At 51.7% G+C, this 19,681-nt stretch carries 22 protein-coding genes; 17 read left to right on the plus strand and 5 right to left on the minus strand.

Annotation, left to right across the window (positions count from 1 at the left end; all coding sequences use genetic code 11):
- Positions 1 to 314 precede the first annotated feature (314 nt).
- Complete coding sequence (locus tag C233_RS0103305; RefSeq protein ID WP_005816011.1) at positions 315 to 956, minus strand: hypothetical protein; 642 nt, start codon at positions 954 to 956, stop codon at positions 315 to 317.
- A 99-nt stretch (positions 957 to 1,055) separates the two neighbouring features.
- Positions 1,056 to 1,280, minus strand: coding sequence for a DUF7688 family protein (locus C233_RS0103310; RefSeq protein WP_005807178.1), 225 nt, complete (start codon positions 1,278 to 1,280; stop codon positions 1,056 to 1,058).
- A 363-nt stretch (positions 1,281 to 1,643) separates the two neighbouring features.
- On the opposite strand from C233_RS0103310, the gene C233_RS0103315 reads away from it, so the two are divergent.
- Positions 1,644 to 2,483, plus strand: a complete 840-nt coding sequence (locus tag C233_RS0103315) for a phosphoribosyltransferase (protein WP_005816009.1) — start codon at positions 1,644 to 1,646, stop codon at positions 2,481 to 2,483.
- On the opposite strand, the gene C233_RS0103320 is transcribed toward C233_RS0103315, so the two are convergent.
- Positions 2,478 to 3,146 (minus strand): M23 family metallopeptidase, encoded by a 669-nt coding sequence (locus C233_RS0103320; protein ID WP_025068802.1) that lies wholly within the window; start codon positions 3,144 to 3,146, stop codon positions 2,478 to 2,480. The genes C233_RS0103315 and C233_RS0103320 overlap by 6 nt on opposite strands.
- Positions 3,147 to 3,364: 218 nt before the next feature.
- On the opposite strand from C233_RS0103320, the gene C233_RS0103325 reads away from it, so the two are divergent.
- The 16 genes from C233_RS0103325 (at position 3,365) to C233_RS0103400 (ending at position 19,096) form a co-directional block, all read left to right on the plus strand.
- Positions 3,365 to 4,123, plus strand: coding sequence for a DUF4099 domain-containing protein (locus C233_RS0103325; protein WP_005816006.1), 759 nt, complete (start codon positions 3,365 to 3,367; stop codon positions 4,121 to 4,123).
- A 12-nt stretch (positions 4,124 to 4,135) separates the two neighbouring features.
- Complete coding sequence (locus tag C233_RS0103330; RefSeq protein WP_005807182.1) at positions 4,136 to 4,360, plus strand: hypothetical protein; 225 nt, start codon at positions 4,136 to 4,138, stop codon at positions 4,358 to 4,360.
- Positions 4,361 to 4,385: 25 nt separating this feature from the next.
- Positions 4,386 to 5,885, plus strand: coding sequence for a hypothetical protein (locus C233_RS0103335; protein WP_005816005.1), 1,500 nt, complete (start codon positions 4,386 to 4,388; stop codon positions 5,883 to 5,885).
- 4 nt (positions 5,886 to 5,889) lie between these two features.
- The gene (locus C233_RS0103340; RefSeq protein ID WP_005807184.1) at positions 5,890 to 7,041 is read left to right on the plus strand and encodes a toprim domain-containing protein; all 1,152 of its coding nucleotides are present in this window, start codon (positions 5,890 to 5,892) and stop codon (positions 7,039 to 7,041) included.
- Between the two features lie 12 nt (positions 7,042 to 7,053).
- Complete coding sequence (locus C233_RS0103345; RefSeq protein ID WP_005816004.1) at positions 7,054 to 7,542, plus strand: PH domain-containing protein; 489 nt, start codon at positions 7,054 to 7,056, stop codon at positions 7,540 to 7,542.
- On the plus strand, positions 7,523 to 8,218 hold the full coding sequence (locus C233_RS0103350) for a hypothetical protein (RefSeq protein WP_005807186.1): 696 nt from the start codon (positions 7,523 to 7,525) through the stop codon (positions 8,216 to 8,218). Before C233_RS0103345 ends, C233_RS0103350 begins: the two co-directional genes overlap by 20 nt.
- A gap of 11 nt (positions 8,219 to 8,229) precedes the next feature.
- Positions 8,230 to 8,913: a hypothetical protein gene (locus C233_RS0103355; protein ID WP_005816003.1), complete on the plus strand. Its 684-nt coding sequence runs from the start codon at positions 8,230 to 8,232 to the stop codon at positions 8,911 to 8,913.
- 12 nt (positions 8,914 to 8,925) lie between these two features.
- Complete coding sequence (locus C233_RS0103360; RefSeq protein ID WP_005816002.1) at positions 8,926 to 9,591, plus strand: hypothetical protein; 666 nt, start codon at positions 8,926 to 8,928, stop codon at positions 9,589 to 9,591.
- Positions 9,592 to 9,615: 24 nt separating this feature from the next.
- Positions 9,616 to 10,446: a M23 family metallopeptidase gene (locus tag C233_RS0103365; RefSeq protein WP_018666025.1), complete on the plus strand. Its 831-nt coding sequence runs from the start codon at positions 9,616 to 9,618 to the stop codon at positions 10,444 to 10,446.
- A gap of 23 nt (positions 10,447 to 10,469) precedes the next feature.
- Positions 10,470 to 10,754: a hypothetical protein gene (locus C233_RS0103370; protein WP_025068803.1), complete on the plus strand. Its 285-nt coding sequence runs from the start codon at positions 10,470 to 10,472 to the stop codon at positions 10,752 to 10,754.
- A gap of 7 nt (positions 10,755 to 10,761) precedes the next feature.
- The gene (locus C233_RS0103375) at positions 10,762 to 12,558 is read left to right on the plus strand and encodes a hypothetical protein (RefSeq protein WP_005816001.1); all 1,797 of its coding nucleotides are present in this window, start codon (positions 10,762 to 10,764) and stop codon (positions 12,556 to 12,558) included.
- Between the two features lie 25 nt (positions 12,559 to 12,583).
- Positions 12,584 to 14,968: a MutS N-terminal domain-containing protein gene (locus C233_RS0103380; RefSeq protein WP_005816000.1), complete on the plus strand. Its 2,385-nt coding sequence runs from the start codon at positions 12,584 to 12,586 to the stop codon at positions 14,966 to 14,968.
- Positions 14,969 to 14,972: 4 nt separating this feature from the next.
- Positions 14,973 to 16,523: a glucosaminidase domain-containing protein gene (locus C233_RS0103385; RefSeq protein WP_005815999.1), complete on the plus strand. Its 1,551-nt coding sequence runs from the start codon at positions 14,973 to 14,975 to the stop codon at positions 16,521 to 16,523.
- A complete protein-coding gene (locus C233_RS22245) occupies positions 16,520 to 16,711 on the plus strand; it encodes a hypothetical protein (protein WP_005815998.1) in 192 nt (63 codons plus the stop codon). The genes C233_RS0103385 and C233_RS22245 overlap by 4 nt, the downstream gene beginning before the upstream one ends.
- A 79-nt stretch (positions 16,712 to 16,790) precedes the next feature.
- Positions 16,791 to 17,402: a hypothetical protein gene (locus tag C233_RS0103395; RefSeq protein ID WP_005815996.1), complete on the plus strand. Its 612-nt coding sequence runs from the start codon at positions 16,791 to 16,793 to the stop codon at positions 17,400 to 17,402.
- A gap of 5 nt (positions 17,403 to 17,407) precedes the next feature.
- The gene (locus tag C233_RS0103400; RefSeq protein ID WP_005815995.1) at positions 17,408 to 19,096 is read left to right on the plus strand and encodes a zincin-like metallopeptidase domain-containing protein; all 1,689 of its coding nucleotides are present in this window, start codon (positions 17,408 to 17,410) and stop codon (positions 19,094 to 19,096) included.
- 40 nt (positions 19,097 to 19,136) lie between these two features.
- Here the strand turns inward: C233_RS0103400 and C233_RS0103405 are convergent, their stop codons facing one another.
- Positions 19,137 to 19,427, minus strand: coding sequence for a hypothetical protein (locus C233_RS0103405; RefSeq protein WP_005815993.1), 291 nt, complete (start codon positions 19,425 to 19,427; stop codon positions 19,137 to 19,139).
- A gap of 52 nt (positions 19,428 to 19,479) precedes the next feature.
- Complete coding sequence (locus tag C233_RS24745; RefSeq protein WP_005815990.1) at positions 19,480 to 19,674, minus strand: hypothetical protein; 195 nt, start codon at positions 19,672 to 19,674, stop codon at positions 19,480 to 19,482.
- Positions 19,675 to 19,681 lie beyond the last annotated feature (7 nt).

A 19,681-nucleotide genomic window follows, 5' to 3' on the forward strand; every position in this document is an offset into this window, starting at 1 on the left:
CGACAGCCGGAGAGGAAGATTTTTCCGAGACCCCACGGGCAGAATGCCGGCATTGGCAGGAATGGAAACCGGCGGTTACCTTTGCTGAAAAATCCAATCCCCCGAGGTCGCACGGCGGAGAACGGAAGAGCAGCTACAAGAGGGATGGATAGAAAAGGATTGAAAACAGGCGGATGGAAAGATAGAAAAGGAAGATCTGAGGTATAAAAGGCCGGTGCATGGCAATGCCGTCGATAAAAAGGGACTTTGCCGTCGGCAGACCGAAGCTGGAACAGACCCTGCCGGGGCCCCCGGTAAGGTCTGTCCGTGGATTATCAGTCAATATCGTAACCAATCATGAACTCGTCATTGATTAGCAGATAGTAATAGCCGTTGCCGCAATTCCGGTACTCCTTGCTGAATCCGGCAGCCATGTCACCATTGTCCCGCGGCTCGCACCAAAGCGTACCGTCATAACCGCAAAAGTCGAAACGAAGCGTCGAGAATTTCTCCTTATTCTTCATGGCCTGGCGGAACCGCTGCATGTCCCAGCTTCCGCAATACTTCTCAATCGTGGAGAGTCGGATGCACTTTCCGTCAATAGCCGTTCCCGTGGTGATACGGTTTTCGTACAGGGACTTCTCAAGGTCTGCTGCTGCAATCTTGCGGAGCCAGTCGTTGGTATGCGTGGCAAGGCGTGCGAGCTTCTGGTATTTGAGAATCATTTTCCTGTCCATATCCTTTTCGTCTTCCTTTTCCTGTGACGGATAATAGATTTTTTCGATGCTGTTCCAATCTGAAAAAATGTAGCCATGCTTGCGTTTTCCTTTCGCAATAATACCGACGACGTTCTCCCTGCCTCGGTTGATAAACAATTTCCTGCGCTCCCCGTAAATTCTGACATACAAGACCGGTGGGTTCTGTTCGTTACGGAGATATTCTTCTGCCGGATGCATTGTTGCTGCTGTTGTGTCCATACCTGTATTTTTTAGTTGTTCATTCTTTTAGCCGGAACCGCTTGGGCTCCCGTTTATAAGTTATCCTCACGAAATTTGACTTTTGCCCCTGACTGCAGTTCAGAGTTCGGGAAGTGTGCCTGTCCTGACTTTCTTCCCGTCGCAATAGAGTTCGATTGTTCCCGGTCTGAATCCCATTTCGCCGAAGGCTATGTTCCTGACATAGTCCCGGTACTCCTTTCCGGAAAAGTTCTTTCCGCTCAGGTTGTTGAAAAACATGCGGATGCTGAATCCGTCTTCGCTTGACAGTATTGTCCTGCCGTCCTGTCTGATTTCTTCTTTCATTTCTTTCCGTTTTAATTGTTTGAAAATCTGTTTTTTATTTCCCTCTTTTTGAACTGAGGGCTGTATTTTCAACTTTTTGAGGCATAAGGAGGATGAAGCAGCTGGTATCATAAGCCAAATCCGGATAGAAAACCGATTGTGCAGCAGTCTGTTTTCGTCATCCGAATGGAATGCGGTTTGGCATTGATACGCTTCGTCCTATATTCGCCGACGAAAAGAGAAAGGAAGCCCCATAGGAAAAAGGAAGAGACTTGTAAAAGGGGACGGCAAGAAGGATATATAATGGGATCGAACAAATTACCGGTTCCATTTCAAGGCCAGCACCGATAATTTGCTTACTTTGCAAAAGTAAAAAGGTTCAATATGAGTGAGAGACTTGTGCTCCTGGTGTTGCTCGGCATAGTGGTCGGGATGTTGCATGTCATCGCTTTCTGGCGACGGAAAGCCGGTGAAGCGGCGTATGCAGCAGCACGGAAGGCAAGCCTGGAAGACGAAAGGGACCGCTATTGCCGTATGGCAGTAATGGCCGGACATCGAGACGCCTGCCGTATGTTCTGCTGCATGTATCCCGACCGGTTCGACGACAGGCATCCGCTCAAACCGTTCAAGTTCCGTGGAATCCGGATTGCATTTTACGACTATTACTATCCGTCACGGTACAATGATTTTCTCAATGAAGCACAACGGACATTCTGCCGTTCCATCTACGGGTTCAAGCAGGGAGAGATACACGGCATCGAGTTCTTCAAGGCATGTATGACCGCCATACAGGCGGACGGCAAGCCTTATCATATCATGTTCATGCCGTGCAGCAACTGGATAAAGTATGAACAGCGGTTCAAGCGGCTGAACTGGTATATGGGCAAGCACAGGCCGGATCTGACATCAGGATTGTACGATACGGTGATCTGCGATGCCCGGGAAAGCCTACATGAAGCGGACGGAGCGGACAGCCGTGTCCTTGAGCGGAATTACGAGATTACCGGTGATATAAAGGGAAAAGAAATCATTATCATTGACGATGTGCTGACGACCGGACAGAGTGTGTCCGACTACAAGGAGGAAATAGAAAGGCACGGCGGCAAGGTGGTGGCCGCCATTTTCTATGGAAAGACGTTTTCCATGCCGCCGATGTCCGTCGTCCGGATGTCGGTATGGGGCGACAGTATCAGCCATGCAATCAAAGGGAGAAAAAAGTCATAGTTCGGCCAGTGCCGAAACACATTCCTGCTGTACTCTCCTGACATGTTCAAAAAGGATTGCGGGATCGACACTCTTGCCATTGAGGCGGCAGGTGATATGCAGGTGTTCTCCCGTGCTGCGCCCTGTAGAGCCGGTAATACCGACCGCATCACGCGGCCGGACGGCTGTTCCCCTGGCTACGAGAATCTTTGAAAGGTGGCAATAGCTGATCATGCAGTTCCCGTGCTGCAGCGTAACATACTTGCCGGAAGTCTTGTCCTGCCCGACCTTTACGACAGTTCCCGCCATCATCGCCAGCACCTTGTCGCCACGTGCCTGCAAATCGATTCCCCCATGAAATTTACGCTTGCCGGTAAAGGGGTCTTTCCTGTAACCGTATGGAGAAGTTACCTTGATTCTCGGTAACGGATAACTGACACTCAGGTAACGCTCAACCACCATCTGCCTTTGCACATCGCCGCGAGCTCCGGATTTGCCGGTGTTTTCCGATACACCTTTCCCGGAACCCGTATTGTCTGAAGCTGTTTCCTTGTCCTTGGTGGCCGCCTGCACACTTTCCTCCCGATAGTGATCGGAAGCGGAGGAAACTGTATTGAATTGTGCCATTGCCGGTATCAGACTGAGCGAAATGCCTGATATAATCATCCATAAAATTTTTCTCATGCTGCAAAATTAGCATGGTCTGTCTATGTTGGACATGAACGGCCATACATTCTGCTATTAGTTTGCATATTTTATCGCAATTAGTACGATTATTCAAAGAAAATCGTACTAATGTTATAAAAATGGTATATTATAATCATTTATATATCTGTGTTTTTGTTTGAATTTACAAGGTCATACTATATTTGCCGAACATAATTTTACAAACTTGATATAGTATGAAAAAGGCGCATTTTGAATTTGAAGAGATTCCCTTTTCGACGCTTGCCCGATTCGGGCTCACGCAGGAGATGATCGAGGATCTGCCGATGCACGTCCTTGATGATATTTACAACGGACGCCATTCGCCCGTTCTTCCCGTGCGTGTCACCGACGAGCACGGAGAAACGGTGGAAAGCCGTACCCGATTCGCTCTTATCCGCATGGAGGGTGGCCAGACGGACGTGGTCTTCTATCCGGCATTGAAATCTTCGCCGCTGGAACGCTTTGACGAAACGCAGCAGAAACAGTTGCTTGAGGGCAAGGCCATCATCGCGGATGTGGAAACTGCTGACGGCAGGCACAACAAGGCTTTCGTCCAGATTGACACGGGGACGAAGCAGGTCATGTATGTTCCCACGCCCATCATCGGGCGCAATCTGCAGGTGCTGGCCGAGGAGCTGCATCTCGGTGCAACAGAGGTGAACGGAATGCAGCACGGAGATCCGCTGACGCTGGTCGTGGACGACGAGCCCGTCACGGTAGGTATTGACCTTCATTCCAAGACCGGTATCCGTTTCTGTTCCGGCGACGAGCAGCGATGGAGGGAACAGTCCAAGCGTGAATGGGACAAATACACGTTCGGCTGTTACGGTTGCTGGGTCATGGATGATGACGGAAACCTCGACTATGTTCCGGAAGAGGAATATACCGAAGAGTTGTGGAACGAACAGAAAAAAGCCGGGGAACGCAACCGCTCGGCAGCTATTCACAAATAAAAACCGATTGATATGGCACAGCACCAGTATTATCCCGAAGAGGTATTGATAGAGAAAATGCAGAGCGGCGAATACGGCTGGCTCGACTATGTGAACCATTTTTCCGCGGAGTGGCAGGAGGAATATGCCCGTTACTGTGAGGAACGCAACCTCGTTATCGGGAATGATTCTGCCGCCGAATTTGTCCGCTACAAGGACGAACAGCTGGAAGCGGCGATGGAGGAAGGAAACGCATAGCGGATAACAATCATAACATCAGACTATGGCAATACGAACCAATACAAACCCCAGAGCGATGGACTTGCAGCCTGAAATGCGCGACATACTGATGCGCAACGGGCTTCAAGCCCATATCGCATTTGACGGTGGCGGCTACAAGCTGATCGTACAGGGACACGATTCGCCGCTGCTGACCTATCCGATTACCGAGAAACAACTGTTGGCGCTTACGGACTGGGGAACGAACACCGCCAACAAGAAAGCCTACAATGTGCTCACGAGCATCCTTGCAAAGGATTTCTATCTGCCCAAGAACTTTGTCCATGCCCGCAATGCCAACGGACGTGTGGCGATGGGTCTGCACGGCTACCGTATCGGAATGGGTGAATACGGGCGTACAGGCCGTTGGGGGCTGTTTCCTCCCATACTCGGATGGACACCGCGCCAGCAGGGCGGTTTTCATCTGCGCAGGGTCGGCGGACAGCTCTTTTTCCCCGGAGCGCCCATTGTCCCCGAACGTCCTGACGGACGCATGAAGCCCGGCGAGCTGCAGTCCGGAGGCTACGGCTTTTATTACAAGGGAGGACAGCCGGAACAACCCGTACAGCCCCGTGATGTCCTGCAGGACTTGCAGGCAGCCATTACACCGATGGTCAGCCGTCCCCGCAGCCAGGAACCTGCCCGCCCGTACAGGGAGCTTGTCGCTTCGCCAGTCTATTTCTCGAACGAAAAATGGTCGGAGTGCCTTGCTTCGCACGGGCTTATTGTCGATGCGGAGAACAGAACCCTGACCGTGCAGTCCGAGAATGTCAACGCGGACATGGTCTATGACCTGACGGAAGAGGAAATCAAAACGCTTACATCGAATTCTCTTGAAGAGCATTCCATTGAGCAACGTCTGGAGCTCCTGAACGGGGTCATTGCCGGAGATTTCGCGGATAAAGTGACCTTGGATGATCTGAACAGTGACAGGCATATCGCCATCGGCCTCCATCCTGAAGTGCACGAGGAACTGGCCGCCAGACATTACCAGGAATACGCACTGGCGAACGGGCAGACGGAAGACTATGGCAACAGCCTGCAGCTGTCGGATGAGATCGGCGGGCATGGAACCGAGATAAGCCGGATTGCCGTGGAACCCGGACCGGAAGAAGGAAAGTACAGGATGACCGCCGTCATCGACGGGCAGACCTACAGCCACGAGATTACCCAGAAGGAATACGACAAGTTTCTCGCCACGGACGATTACCATCGGACGAAACTTTTCGCGAAGATCTTCAGCGAGGCAGACCTGCGCCCCCGTCCGGAAACAAGCAAAGGACTGGGCATAAAGATTCTTGCGGCCCTTTCAGCAGGTGCCGTGGTGGTTTCCGAGGTCGTGCATAATCTCAGATGCCATCACGGGCCGGAGTGTTATGAGGAACATTACCATGGGCCGCGTCCTTATTTCAAACCCGGTGTTGACACTCCGAGGGATGTTGCCATCCGGAATTTCGAGGCACAGATGAACCGGGAAATCGGTGATATGAGAATGGGGAGGTAAACTTATGAGGAACGGAGACCTTACATACGATGATTTTCTACAGAGACTGAACATTCAGGACATACTCATTGACGCGGGCTATCATCTGAACAAGCGTGACGGTCTGCGTTATCCGTCGTATGTGCGTATGGACAGCGAAGGCCGTCGTATCCGTGGCGACAAGTTCATCGTGATGCCGAACGGCAAGTGCTGTTTCAAGGCACAGGAACAGAAAGTCTATAACATCATATCCTTCATCAAGGAATACCCGCAGTTTTTCGCGGAATACCGGGCAGGAGTATCTCCGGACCGGCTTGTCAATCTCGTGTGCAACCGGTTGCTGAACCATCCCATCGAGGAACGCAGTACACGGATTATCCAGCCGAAACGGGACGTGAAACCGTTCGACATAACGGATTACGAGATTCACAGGTTCAACCCTCAGGACAGGGATACGCAGAAGAAGTTCTATCCTTTCTTCAAACACCGTGGAATCGACCTCTACACGCAGTATGCCTTCCACCGTGATTTCTACCTGGCGACAAAAGTCCGTGAAGACGGGACCCGATACACGAACCTTGCCTTTCCGATGTCTTTGCCCAAAGACCCGGGGACGGTTGTCGGCCTTGAGGAACGAGGCCGCCCGCGTCCGGACGGCAGCGGCAGTTACAAGGGCAAGGCTGAGGGCAGCAATTCAAGCGAGGGGCTGTGGATAGCCAACCTTAAGGGTGACCTGGATTCCGTCGGCGGAGTGGCATGGTTTGAAAGTGCCTATGACGCGATGGCCTTCTATCAGCTCAACCGGGAACAGATCAAGAGCAACCCGGACCTATCCAGGAAGAGCGTGTATGTATCTACCGGCGGTACCCCTACAGAGGGTCAGATCAAGGGTATGCTTGCCGCCACACCGGAGGCACACCATTACCTCTGTTTCGACAATGATGCCGCCGGACGGCTGTTCGTGGAAAAGTTCAAGGCAATAGCCGGACAGATGAACATTTCCCCGGAAAATATCAGAGAATTTCCCATTCTGCCTTGCTACAAGGACTGGAACGATGCGTTGCTTGGCAAGACCAATCCCGAGTACCTCAAAGAGACCGAGGGGCTGGTCAATCCGATTGAAGTACGGCATTCAGGACAGGACGAGGAAGAACGGCAGACCAGTTATCACAGATAAAACGAAAACATCATGCAGACAGACCGTTTATTCCGCACTCATGTGTTTGTGCCCCACACCGGACAGTTCGTCATCAACGAGCTGCCCATTCTTGTGTTATGCTGTGCAGGATGGGTCTTTGGCGGAATTGACGGCTTGCCGTTCACGACTCTGTCCATGTGGGTCGCCCTTCTGCTTTCCCTGTTCCTGGTGTACAGGTTCATCTATCTACGACGCATACGCTATCGCATCGGGTCCGAACAGCTCGTGTGCGAGCATGGCATCATCTGGCGTAAGACAGATTATATGGAATTATACCGTATCGTGGACTTCACGGAAAATCAAAGCCTGCTGCAGCAGCTTTGCGGGCTGAAGACGGTGAGCATTTTCTCGATGGACCGGAATACCCCCAGGCTTGATCTGACCGGTATCCGGCGCAGGGATGACATAGTAACACTTGTCCGCGAACGGGTGGAATACAACAAAAGAAAAAAGGGAATATATGAGATCACGAATCATTAACTGGAGTCTGGCCCTCGTTGCCGTCCTGCTTCTGCCGCAGGTGTCCAAAGCCCAGATAGCGGCTTCCAATCCGCTGGAGTGGATTGCTCTGGCGGAGGGCAACGAGCTGATAAACGGCCAGATTGAAAAACAGATCAAGGGACAGACGCAGACGGCACTCCTGCAGAACAGCATCGCCGCCGAATTCAACCGCATCCATGAATGGCAGAAACAGTACAACGGCTACCTGAAGACGGTGAACGGATACGCTTCGTCACTGAAAGCCTGTACGCATCTCTATAACGACGGGGTCCGGATCTTCCTGACTCTGGGTAAACTGGGCAAAGCGATAAAGGACAACCCGCAGGGTATCGTTGCCAGTATGGGCATGAACAACCTTTATATCGAGACGGCCACGGAACTGGTCTCCGTATATACACTGCTGAACGATGCCGTTGCCAAAGGCGGTGAAGAGAATATGCTGACCGGTGCGGAGCGCAGCACTACGCTATGGGCGCTGAATGACAGGCTGTCGGCTTTCAGCCGGAAGCTGCATCTGCTCTACCTGAGCATCCGGTACTATACTTTCAATGATGTATGGAGAAATGTGACGGCAGGTATGCTTGACCGCAACAACGGTGAAGTGGCCCGCATGGCCATGTCACGCTGGCGCCGGGCAGCCTCCCTGACACGATAAAGAATGACGCGATGAAACGGACGATTTTGATAGTTATGCTGCTGACGGGCATCTGTATCGGCAAGATACAGGCACAGAACGATCCGGTTCTGGCCGGAATGATACTGCTCTACACGGACAAGGCGCAGAAAGAGCTGAAAAACCAGGAGAAGGTGATGATGCTGCAGACTACCGGACATATATGGACGAAAGAGGAAGTACAGGCTACGGCCGACCTGCAAAGGGAGTTCAACAAGTATCTGGATTCTTTCCGGTCCATCGTCTGCTATGCCGCACAGATTTATGGCTTTTATCACGAAATCTCAAGGCTGACGGACAATATGGAAGATTTTACCAGGCAGGTTAGCCGGAGCACGACCAACGCATTGGCAGTAGCCCTTTCCACGGAGCGCAACAGGATTTACCGGGAGCTGATGCTTGGCAGTGTGGAAATAGTAAATGACATACGAATGGCCTGTCTTGCGGAAAACAAGATGACGGAAAGGGAACGCATGGAGATAGTCTTCGGGATCAGGCCGAAGCTCAAGCTGATGAACACCAAGCTGCAACGGCTGACCAAGGCCGTGAAATATACGACTATGAGTGACATCTGGTATGAAATCGACGAAGGCGCACGCCCTGTTGCGGACAAACGCGACATTGTGGAAGCCGCCAAACGAAGATGGAAGCAGATCGGAAAAAATGTAAGACCTTAAAAAGAACGAGATATGGGAGTATGGAGTACAATATTGAAGTATGGCGGCAAGGCGGCCAAAGGTACCGGCAAGGCTGTTTTGGCAACCGGGAAAAACGTGGGTGAAGCGGCACTTCATCCGTCGCAGACGTTACGGGGCGCCGGACAAGCCGTCAAGACTGCCGCCGTCGGAGGTGCGATCGGTTATGTCGGCTGGGAAAAGCTGACGACAGACAAGAGCGTGGTGCGTATCGTGAGCGATGCGGTCATCGGAGAACCGGCCACGGATGCCTTGGCAGATACCGCCGAGGATGTACGGGGACTGACGGACAAGGCCGGAGAAGCCGTCGGCACGTTAAGCGGAGCTGTGGCGGGAATAGATTCCAAACTTGACGGGGTATCCAATTTCCTGCGGCAGGCTTCGAGTGGCGGAGGCATGAACATGCTCGGCAATTTTGTCCGTAACCTCGGCCATGGCAACGTATCTGGATTGAGCATCGCGGGCCTTATAGCCGCCGCTTTTCTCATTTTCGGACGTTTCGGGTGGTTGGGCAAGATCGCCGGGGCTTTCCTCGGCATGATGCTCATCGGCAACAATGCCGGCGTCTTCCGTGACACGAACACGGAGAGCGTGGCAAGGATACAGACTTCCCCCGGCCAAAGCGAGGAACAGACCTATAACGGAGGAATGAGAAGATAACATTATGAACCAATACAGAACGAAATGAAATATACAGAAGAAATGATACTTCACTCCGAGAGCGGCTACTGTATGCCTTTCGAGGAGCCCCAGGGCAAGGAGGTGGAAATGACTCTCGGTTACGGCGAACAGACCGACCCGGGAACGGGCAAGCCGTTTTTCCACCATGGCATTGACTTCAACGCCCGATATTACAGGCTGTCTGCCGTCGCAAGCGGAATCGTGTCAGGGGTCGGCAATGATCCGGTACACGGGATATGCCAGACTATCCGGTACGGGGAATATGAGGTGACATACGGACACCTGTCAAATGTCTTTGCGCAGTTCGGGCAACGCGTGAAAGCCGGTCAGACTGTGGCCTTGAGCGGTGACAGGCTGCACGTCGAAGCCCGGTTCAAGGGAGAGGAACTGAACCCGCTGGAGTTCCTGACCATGCTTTACGGCAACATCCGTGCGCTTCGTCAGGCGGGAGGACATGAAACGGCGGCATTCCCGGATCTGGAAATGACCGTGAAGACCGATTACGACAAGGACAAACGGGAAATCGAGGAACTGATGCTGCGTTTCCTGCCGTACTACATGGAGGATCTGCAACGCGGAGCCTACGTGTTGCCCGAGCACACGGAGCAGTCCCTGCGCCACATCTTCACCATGGGGGCGATGAGAGAATATTTCTACGAGAACATGCCGAGCATGGCCAATCCTCTCGGACTGGGACATAAATCCATCCCGCTGGTCAGCAAGGTACAGAACCTGCTCATCGCTGATTTCCTGCATTACCTGGCCCTGCGTCACAACGTGTACCTCTCCACCATGAGCGGAGACATAAAAAAAAACTCCATGACGAAGCCGTAAGCTACAGCGGCATCATTGATCCGCTGGCTGAACTCGACATCGACATCCAGAGCTTCGACATACCGCGTATCGTGTCCGTATATCCGGACCGGGCCGGTGTCCGCTGGTGGACAAAGGCATGGTTCAACAACCGGGAGGAAGGTGAAGCCTCCGTGGAGATAGAGCGTGAACAGGCGATACGCTTCATCCATGACAACATCGAGAAAGACGCATGGCTGGAGGAGTTCTTCCCCAAACAGATGGAAGTGTACCACAATGCGATTGAACAGACAAAAGAACAACTGTTGAAACAGATAAATATGATATAGGATACTTATGGACGGAACTATAAAACAAAGCAGACGATTCGCGGAACTGGAACGTCTTTCGGATGACTATTTCCGTTACCACCTTGCTTCCGTCATGGATGAGACAAGAGATTATCTTGCCCGGAAACAAGGTGAGGAAATGAAGGAATATTCCACCTCCCTTGGCGGGGTTCTCAGCATGATGGCTTCTTCAGCCCTACCTTTGAACGACCCGTACCAGCTGCTCAAAGTTACCGGCGAATGGAACTCCAAGACAACGGAAGATTATGTAGAGATGTGCAAGGAGAAAATCGCCGCATCGGAAGACATACAGCACGACCTTGCGTATATGGCCGGGCAATGGCGTGATGCAGTCGTGAAGGAAATCGGCCGCGAACGGTACGACGAACTGTCGGAACAGCTTGGCGGCGATCTCGCCTATGCCTACATGGACTATCGTCTGGAACAGCAGATGATAGACAAACTGGTGAAAGACCGTATGCCCAAGTCTTCGGCTGATTATATCATCCGCAAGGCCGCGGAATCAAGCCTGTTCGGCCTGCCGCAGATGTTGAGCCGTTCCCCGCTTGCCGAGGAGATCGAGAAGCGTGGCGAGGCCGCTTACCGGCCGAGCAAGGTCGAGCAGGGTGCGGGATGGCTGTTGGGTGCCTCGGCGGATACCGTCATGCTGGGCGGTGCCGGTTCGTGGGCGGCATTCGCCAGATTCATCGGTGTGGATGCTGCCGTCTCCGCCACCATGGCGCATTTGGAGCCGGAAGACCCCAAGTCGATTTCAGTCGAACAATGTATCAGCCAGGGTGTATTCGGCAGCGAACACAATGTGTTTGAAGATTTCCGGCGTGAAGCAGCCACCATGACCGCAGACAAGGACAGTTTCACGGCGACCGCCAATGAGCAGCTGAAGAAACAGATACCGGTCTGCAATTTCAACTTTACGGACTGGATGAAGAAGCAGCAGCCGTTCCCGTTCCTGAAAGGCTTGCAGGACAAGCTGAAACAGGAACGGCCGGAACGCTACAAGGATGTGCCGCTGGTCGTCGCACCGGGGCAGGAAGAAGCCTACCTGAAAAGTCTGGAGGAAAAGAACCAAACGGATGCGGAAGAGCCGGAACAGGTACATCAGGAATCGGTACAACCGGAAAAAGAGCCGGAGGTCATGCAGGAAACAGGGGTACATCCCGTGAATGACCTGTCTGAAACGCCGGCATCCAACGGCAACACGGGCGGATGGGAAGATCTGCTCGGCACCCTTGGACTGAGCGGCATGGGAGACATTGCCGGCAATCTCGGCTATGTAATGGCGATGCTGCCGGATATTCTGCTGGGAGTATTTACAGGCAAGACACAGTCCCTGAACATCAAGGACAACCTGCTGCCTATAGCCAGCATAGTGGCCGGTATGTTTGTGCGGAATCCGCTGCTGAAGATGCTCCTTATCGGTCTCGGCGGGGCGAACCTGCTGAACAAGGCCGGGCATGAAGTGCTGCGTGAACGGTCAGAAGGCGAAATGAACACGGCCAATAGAGGCGCAGCCCAATACCGCCATTATCCTGACGAACCGCTCAATCCCCGCATCACGAATCCCGTACTTCAAGGCAACATGCTTGTCGCGACAATTGACCGTGTACCCTGTACTATCCAATTATCGCAGACCGTGACTGACGCTTACCGGGCCGGAGCCTTACCGCTCAACACGCTGGCAAACGCCGTACTCGCCAGAAGCGAACAGCTCCGTCAAAGGGCCTCGGACAATTACGACAACGGACAACAGGAGACTATCGTGCGTACACGAGGTATCCAGTAGCATATAACCCCAAAACATATACTGTATGAAAGAAAAATCCAAAATAGAGAAAAATGCAGAGGAAAGGCAAATCAGTCTGCTTTCCACTGCTTTGGGAGAGGCTTCGAAGGCCAATGGTTACTGGCTCAACGCTTCTGGAAAGAGGTATCCGAGGCTATACCCGCACGGCGTGTCGGCCAGCCCGTTCAATGCACTGTTCATGGCATTGCATTCCGATCGGAACGGATGCAATACGAACCTGTTCACCTTGTTCAGTGATGCCAAGGCCCGCGGCACGTCGGTACGTGAGCATGAACAGGGTGTGCCGTTCCTGTACTATAACTGGAACAAATATGTCCACAGGAACAATCCTGAAGAGTTCATCAACCGGGGAACCTACCTCACATTGGACGATGAGCAGAAGAAACAATATAAGGGAGTACATAACAGAGAGATACGCACTCTGTTCAATATAGACCAGACGACATTTCCCCATGTGGACGAAGAGGCTTACAGGGCCGTTCTGCAACAGGATGGGAATGCCATGGAACGAGGATATTCGGAGGCAGACACACGGCGTATGCATATCCGCTTCAATGATTTCTTGCTGAAAATGCGTGACAACCTTGTGCCGGTCCGTTACGATGGCAGCGGAATGCCCCATTATGAAACGGACAAAGATGCCGTCTATATGCCCCGCCAAAAGAACTTTGACCATTACAACGATTATGTGCAGGAAACCCTGCGCCAGATAGTGAGTGCCACCGGACATCAGCAGCGGCTTGCCCGCGAGGGAATGGTGATGAAAAACGGTATGCCGCCTTCCGACGATGCCGTCAAACAGGAACGGCTGGTCGTGGAAATAGCATCGGGAATCAAGATGCTGGAGCTGGGACTGCCAGCCCGCTTGTCCGACGAAAGTCTCAGTTTGGTGGAATATTGGGACCGGGAACTCAAAGAGAACCCGAATATGATAGATGCCCTCGAGAGTGACGTGAACAATGCTCTCGAAGTTATCCGTAAAGCGGAACGTGGAGAGAAAATCGAATATGCCACCTTGCGGAACAGGAAACAGACATCTGACATGCAGGACCAGCTGCCCAAGCATTATTTCGTGGCCGATGAGTTACGGAAACGTCCGGACAAGGACAAGAAAACCATTGTCCTTGTCATAGATCCCGTATCAAAGTCGGCTGATGTGATCCTTCCCGCCGGGGCATCACCGGAGGTGGACAACGAGATTCCCGGCATGAACAAAGCCCGTATCGGACGTGCTTTACGTCGGGAAGGCATCGAGACTGTGCGTTTCTTCAATCCGGACGGAGCCTTGGGTTACAGACCTGATGACAAGTATTTTGCCGAGAAGCAGGTCTCTCTGGCACGGTTGAACAACTGGGCCCTGGAAGTGCTTTCGACCCTGAACGTGAGCCCTGCAGTAAAACGGGCCAACGAAGTAGGATTTGACAAGATCCAGATGATTCAGGACGACAAGAACAGATGGGCTCTCTATATAAAGCCGGAGCATCAGAGAGGTTATAGCATATACCCCGACAAGGAAGACATAAACCGCTTCTTTTCCACACTCAAGCAGTCCATGGATAATATAGACAAGGTCCGCATGGAACTGGCTCATAAATATTACGCGCTTGCTGAAATCAAGCCCGACCTGAAAGTCGATCTGTTCAACAGCGGAACACAGGACGTGGACCTGAACCGGATACAGCGTGTATCCGTGTTCAAAACCAAGCAGGACGGTGTACTGTGTGCCGTAACGATTGACGGGCAGAAACTGCAGCCGCGCAGTGTATCACCGCAACAATGGCAGCGCATGTGGGTGGCGGAAGACCGTGACAGCTACAAACGGCACCTGGCTGCCTCGCTGTTTGCCGATATACTGCAAAAGGGACAGTCGCAGGAGGAACACGCCGGGGAAAAGCAGGAGAAGGAAACCGAGATACGGCAGGGAGAAGCTGTCAGCCGACAGAATGGAGAAGAGCGTACCGTTGAATCCGTCAGTCCGCAGAGAGAGGCTTGGGACAAGATAAAGGCCAAACACCCGGACGCTATCCAATTTGTAAGAACCGGTGACAACTATACGGCTTATAACGAGGATGCCGTCAAGGTAACGGAAACGCTTGCCTTGAAAATGGAGAAGCACGAGGCTGACATGAAAAAAGGCTTTACGGCTTCCGTGACATTCCCAGTCAGCCAGCTCGATACTTTCCTTCAGAAACTTGCGAGAAGCGGTGCAAGAGTGGTGATACGGGATGCAGAAGGACTCGCGGATGCCCGGAACAGAACAACGGGCATAACAGAAAGGACAGCCGGAAACGGCCAGACACGGACTCTCTTTGATACGGCACAGGAGAAACAGTCCGAACGCAGGATTGAGCCGGAAGAAAATGAACAGCGTTCAAGCATGAGGAGGTAATGATATGGCAGGAAAAAATAAAGAATATGCAGACAAGTATGCGGAGTACGCCATGGAGCAGATGCGCCGGTATGGCATCCCCGCTTCGGTAACACTTGCACAAGGAATCCTTGAGAGTTCCAACGGACAGAGTGAACTGGCCCGCAAGGAAAACAATCATTTCGGCATCAAGGCCACACAGTCATGGATTGCGGAAGGCGGCCGGTACAACCTGTATTCGGATGACAAGCCGAACGAGAAATTCTGCAGCTATGATAACGTAGGAGACTCCTATGAACACCATTCGAGGTTCCTTAAGGAGAACAGCCGCTACGCGGAATGTTTCAATCTCCGTCCCGATGACTACAAAGGATGGACGGAAGGTATAGCCAAAGCCGGTTACGCGACCGGGGGCAACTATGCCGGGACTCTGCAGAAGATCATCGAGCAGAACGGCCTGGACAAATACGACCGTCAGGTCATGCAGGAAATGGCCGCGCAGGGCAAGCAGTTCGGTCTGGAAAGCAATCCTCTCCAGGAGAAAGAAAAGGCAGAAGCCTATTCATTTCCGGTGGAACGCAAGGAGTTCCTCTTTGTCACTTCCGCTTTCGGAATGCGTCAGGACCCGATGGACAAAGAAAAGCAGCAGATGCACAAGGGGCTTGACATACGATGCAAAGGCGATGCGGTGCTGGCCACGGAAAACGGCGGAAAGGTCGTTTCGGTAAACGGCAATGCCAACTCTGCCGGAGGCAAGAGTGTAACCGTCGAATACAGCCGCCCGGATGGAAGCAAGGTGCAGTGTACCTATATGCACCTTGGCGATATCGCAGTCAAGGCGGGAGACAGTGTCAAGGCAGGACAACGCCTTGGAACCTCGGGCAACACGGGAACACGGACCACGGGAGAGCACCTGCATTTCGGGGTGGTGAACATCCATTCGGACGGGACGCGCCGTGACATCGACCCGGCTGCATATCTGGCCGAGATTGCGCAGAAAGGCAATATCAAGCAGCAGGTGCTGTACAACGGCAATGACCTGCTCGCGAAATACCGCAGTACGGAAGAACCGAAAATCGAGAAACCTCTTTCTACCGAAGACTGGATGAAAAAGCTGCTGTCCTCGGAGGACAGTGGCGTCGGCATGTCCGGATGCAATGACCCTGTCATGGAGATGGCCATGACGGCCTTTACCTCACTGATGGTGCTGGCCGTTCAGATTGACAGCAAGAACGAGGAAGAGCAGAAAGCCGCCGTTTCGGGGGCCATGGATAGCGGAAAGATCGACTTGAAACCACTGCTGCCTGACATGAAAAGCTGTAGTCTGACCATGAAAGAGAACGGGAAAGCCGTCCTTCAGGCGGATAACGGCGAACAGCATATATCGCGCGAGTTGAGTTCCGCAGAATTGAGCCGGCTGTCGGCCGTGCTGAACAACAGTAGCCTTACGGATGAAGCCAAGCGGATGCGCGTGACGGGATTGCTGAATACTGCCATCCTTTCGGAAATGGCTTCACAGAATTTCGAACAGGGCATGTCCGAGCAGCGAGGACAAACGGAAAATCTGAAAAGATGAAGCATGGCGATATGATAAAATGCGTGATGATACAGCTATGCAAGTATCTGGCAGGATTATCCTACCTGGCTTTGTATGTCCTGTCCTGCTACAAGCTGTTTGGCTTGACGGCAACATTCCTTATCGTGGGAGTGCAGCTGCTCGTTGCCGGATGGCTTGTCTGGGCAATGATCCGTGCGCCCGATTAGAATATGCTCTCAGACCTTCAACATCAATATAACCAGCATTTGCCGGATGATATGTACCATTCTAAAAACAAAACGAGTTATGATTAAATGTAATGTTACTGTATGCGGTATTATCAACCGCGATGCTACTACACGCACAAACAAGGATGGAAAACCGTTTTTTACGTTCCCTCTTCAGATAATGGTTCCTGCAACTGACGGTCAGGAAAAGCCTGTCGAGATCGATGTGAGCAAAGATGGCGGTCAGGAGGAAGCCTCCTGCTACAGGAAAGGCTCACGTGTCGAGATTGACGGTACGATGTACCTGAAGCACAGGGGCGACAGGACCTATTTCAACCTTTTCGCAAACGAGATCCGCGATGTGGCTGCCGATGCGGCCAATACTCTCAAAGGAGAGATGGTTTTCTGTGGAAAGGTCGGAAAGAACATCGAGGAAAAGAAGGACAAGAAAGACCAGTCCTACACGATGTTCTCGGCATTCAGCACGGAGAAAGTCGCTGACGGCTTTGAGTACCAATGGGTACGTTTCTTCTGCTTCAACAGGCAGCGTGAAGAATGGCTCCAGCCTGGTGTGAAGATCGATGCCAAGGGCGAGATGGGCCTGACTGTCCATAACGGTAAGCCTAATGTATCCTGCCGTGTAGAGGAACTTACACAATGTGTCGCAGATTCGTCTAACTCCAATCAGTAACGGTTATGGCAGGCTACAGGAGACAAAATACAGATGGGCCGAACAGCGAAGACAAGACTCTCGACCTCTTTGCGGAAATGATGATTGAAAAGCTGGAGAATATCAGCAAGGACTGGAAGAAGCCCTGGTTCACCGAGGGCAGCCTTCAGTGGCCACGCAATCTGTCCGGACGCGAATACAATGGTATGAATGCGCTTATGCTCATGCTGCACTGCGAAAAGGAAGGATACACTATTCCGAGATTCTGCACATTTGATTGCGTGCAGAGACTGAACAAACCGGGCAAGAACGGCGAGGAACTGCCGAGGGTATCGGTACTGAAAGGCGAGAAATCGTTTCCCGTCATGCTGACCACATTTACCTGCATCCACAAGGAGACCAAGGAGAAGATCAAGTATGACGATTACAAAAACTTGTCCGAGGACGAAAAGAAAGAGTATAACGTGTATCCCAAGATGCAGGTATTCCGCGTGTTCAACGTCGCCCAGACGAATCTGAAAGAGGCTCGTCCTGAACTGTGGGAGAAGCTGGAAAAGGAAAACGGCCGTCCATTCGTCCATGAAGGTGAAATGTTCAGCTTCGAACCGGTGGAGAGGATGATACGCGACAATCTATGGATATGTCCCATCAACGTAAAACATCAGGATGATGCCTTTTATTCGATTAGCAAGAATGAAATCACCGTACCGGAGAAGGTGCAGTTCAAGGACGGGGAAGCATTCTACGGAACACTGTTCCATGAGATGGGACATTCGACTGGAGCGGAAGGTGTGCTAAACCGTTTCCAACCGACCTCTTTCGGTTCAAAGGAGTATAGCGATGAAGAACTTGTGGCCGAATTGTGCGGTGCATTGATCTCCCAACGCTACGGAATGGCCAAACATATAAAAGAGGACAGTTGTCCGTATCTGAAATCGTGGCTGGATAACCTGAAGGAGTCACCCCAGTACATTAAGACCGTACTTATGGACGTGAAGAAGGCATCATCCATGATCACGCAGAAAATAGACCAGATAGCCAGGGATATAGAAAGGGAAAAGACCGAAAATCAAGAACGGACGGAAACCCCGAAGGAAAAGGTATATTATGCTTCTGTAGCCTATCTGCAAATGGCGGACGATACCAACCGACTTGACGCACTGAAAGACAAAGGGGACTACAACGGGCTGCTCACTCTTGCGAAAGAGTATTACGACGGGAACGGAATGGATGAACAGTACACCTATGCCTCTCCTTTGCAGAACCGTGGCGATGATCTGCTGATTGAAGACCAGCATTTCGCTGTCGTGTATAACGGTAGTGTAGGAGGAACTTATGACGTGATGCTGAAATACACCGAACAGGAAGTACGAGACCATATCCGAAGATATGGAGTTGACAGGGCCAGCGAGGATGTGAAGGCATTGGCGAGGGAGATGGCTGCGGAACAGTTTGCGGAAATGACGCGGCACAAGATGCCGGTCTTCGAAATGCCGAACGGTGACGTGCTGCATGTCAATTACAACAGGGACAGGGACTCGCTGGATGTGGGGACGATGACCAACGCGGGCATGACCGTGAAGCATCATTACCCTTATGACCACAACATGACACTGGATGCCAATCTCCAGGGCGTGAATGAGCAACTGAACGACCTGGAAGAATACAGGGAGGAACAGCAGGAGACCGAATATAGCGGTGGAATGCGACGATGAATGAAAAGGATTTGGGGCTGGTGTGAATGCCAGCCCCTTGTCATTGTTCGCTATGTCGGAAATATTCTTTCCAGTTTTCTTCATCTACTGTCAATTTTCCCATTTCCCAATCATATTCCACTTCCGGCATGTTGGAGTAAGGGAAATGCACGGTGTAGCCGATTTGGCCATAGGAACAGTGCAATGGTGTAACGCAAATCTCCTGACCGAAATAAGTCTGAGGCGTACAGTATCTCCGCCAGTTAAAACGTCCGGCAGCTATATTACGGCAAAGCAATTTAAGAACCGCTGTGCTTTTCCTGCCTTGAAAATCTTTTCTGCAAGTCTTCATGTTACTATTTTACTTATTTACTATTCTACTATTTTACTACTTTACTAAAATACTAATGTGCTACTTTGTAGTATATTTCAGGGGCACTTGACACATTGTAAATATAACTGCCACAACGCACAAGCAGGGCGTCCCGTCCATAATAGGCTTTTTTCATTCCACTGATGCTTCCTGACTTGTGAAAATTGGGAAAACTGCTGATGCCAACTTTTTTTGCATCCTGACTATGGAGTGTTTTTGTCTTCATTGTAATA

This window comes from Bacteroides gallinarum DSM 18171 = JCM 13658, assembly GCF_000374365.1.
Taxonomy (GTDB): domain Bacteria; phylum Bacteroidota; class Bacteroidia; order Bacteroidales; family Bacteroidaceae; genus Bacteroides; species Bacteroides gallinarum.

Bases quoted from the DNA above. Each gene is read 5' to 3' on its own strand.
- C233_RS0103365 (WP_018666025.1), top strand. From the start codon at position 9,616: ATGAAATATACAGAAGAAATGATACTTCACTCCGAGAGCGGCTACTGT.
- C233_RS0103310 (WP_005807178.1), bottom strand. From the start codon at position 1,280: ATGAAAGAAGAAATCAGACAGGACGGCAGGACAATACTGTCAAGCGAA.
- C233_RS0103350 (WP_005807186.1), top strand. From the start codon at position 7,523: ATGAGATCACGAATCATTAACTGGAGTCTGGCCCTCGTTGCCGTCCTG.
- C233_RS0103335 (WP_005816005.1), top strand. From the start codon at position 4,386: ATGGCAATACGAACCAATACAAACCCCAGAGCGATGGACTTGCAGCCT.
- C233_RS0103330 (WP_005807182.1), top strand. From the start codon at position 4,136: ATGGCACAGCACCAGTATTATCCCGAAGAGGTATTGATAGAGAAAATG.
- C233_RS0103325 (WP_005816006.1), top strand. From the start codon at position 3,365: ATGAAAAAGGCGCATTTTGAATTTGAAGAGATTCCCTTTTCGACGCTT.
- C233_RS0103405 (WP_005815993.1), bottom strand. From the start codon at position 19,427: ATGAAGACTTGCAGAAAAGATTTTCAAGGCAGGAAAAGCACAGCGGTT.
- C233_RS0103360 (WP_005816002.1), top strand. From the start codon at position 8,926: ATGGGAGTATGGAGTACAATATTGAAGTATGGCGGCAAGGCGGCCAAA.
- C233_RS0103320 (WP_025068802.1), bottom strand. From the start codon at position 3,146: ATGAGAAAAATTTTATGGATGATTATATCAGGCATTTCGCTCAGTCTG.
- C233_RS0103345 (WP_005816004.1), top strand. From the start codon at position 7,054: ATGCAGACAGACCGTTTATTCCGCACTCATGTGTTTGTGCCCCACACC.
- C233_RS0103315 (WP_005816009.1), top strand. From the start codon at position 1,644: ATGAGTGAGAGACTTGTGCTCCTGGTGTTGCTCGGCATAGTGGTCGGG.
- C233_RS0103305 (WP_005816011.1), bottom strand. From the start codon at position 956: ATGGACACAACAGCAGCAACAATGCATCCGGCAGAAGAATATCTCCGT.
- C233_RS24745 (WP_005815990.1), bottom strand. From the start codon at position 19,674: ATGAAGACAAAAACACTCCATAGTCAGGATGCAAAAAAAGTTGGCATC.
- C233_RS0103340 (WP_005807184.1), top strand. From the start codon at position 5,890: ATGAGGAACGGAGACCTTACATACGATGATTTTCTACAGAGACTGAAC.
- C233_RS22245 (WP_005815998.1), top strand. From the start codon at position 16,520: ATGAAGCATGGCGATATGATAAAATGCGTGATGATACAGCTATGCAAG.
- C233_RS0103395 (WP_005815996.1), top strand. From the start codon at position 16,791: ATGATTAAATGTAATGTTACTGTATGCGGTATTATCAACCGCGATGCT.
- C233_RS0103385 (WP_005815999.1), top strand. From the start codon at position 14,973: ATGGCAGGAAAAAATAAAGAATATGCAGACAAGTATGCGGAGTACGCC.
- C233_RS0103375 (WP_005816001.1), top strand. From the start codon at position 10,762: ATGGACGGAACTATAAAACAAAGCAGACGATTCGCGGAACTGGAACGT.
- C233_RS0103380 (WP_005816000.1), top strand. From the start codon at position 12,584: ATGAAAGAAAAATCCAAAATAGAGAAAAATGCAGAGGAAAGGCAAATC.
- C233_RS0103355 (WP_005816003.1), top strand. From the start codon at position 8,230: ATGAAACGGACGATTTTGATAGTTATGCTGCTGACGGGCATCTGTATC.
- C233_RS0103400 (WP_005815995.1), top strand. From the start codon at position 17,408: ATGGCAGGCTACAGGAGACAAAATACAGATGGGCCGAACAGCGAAGAC.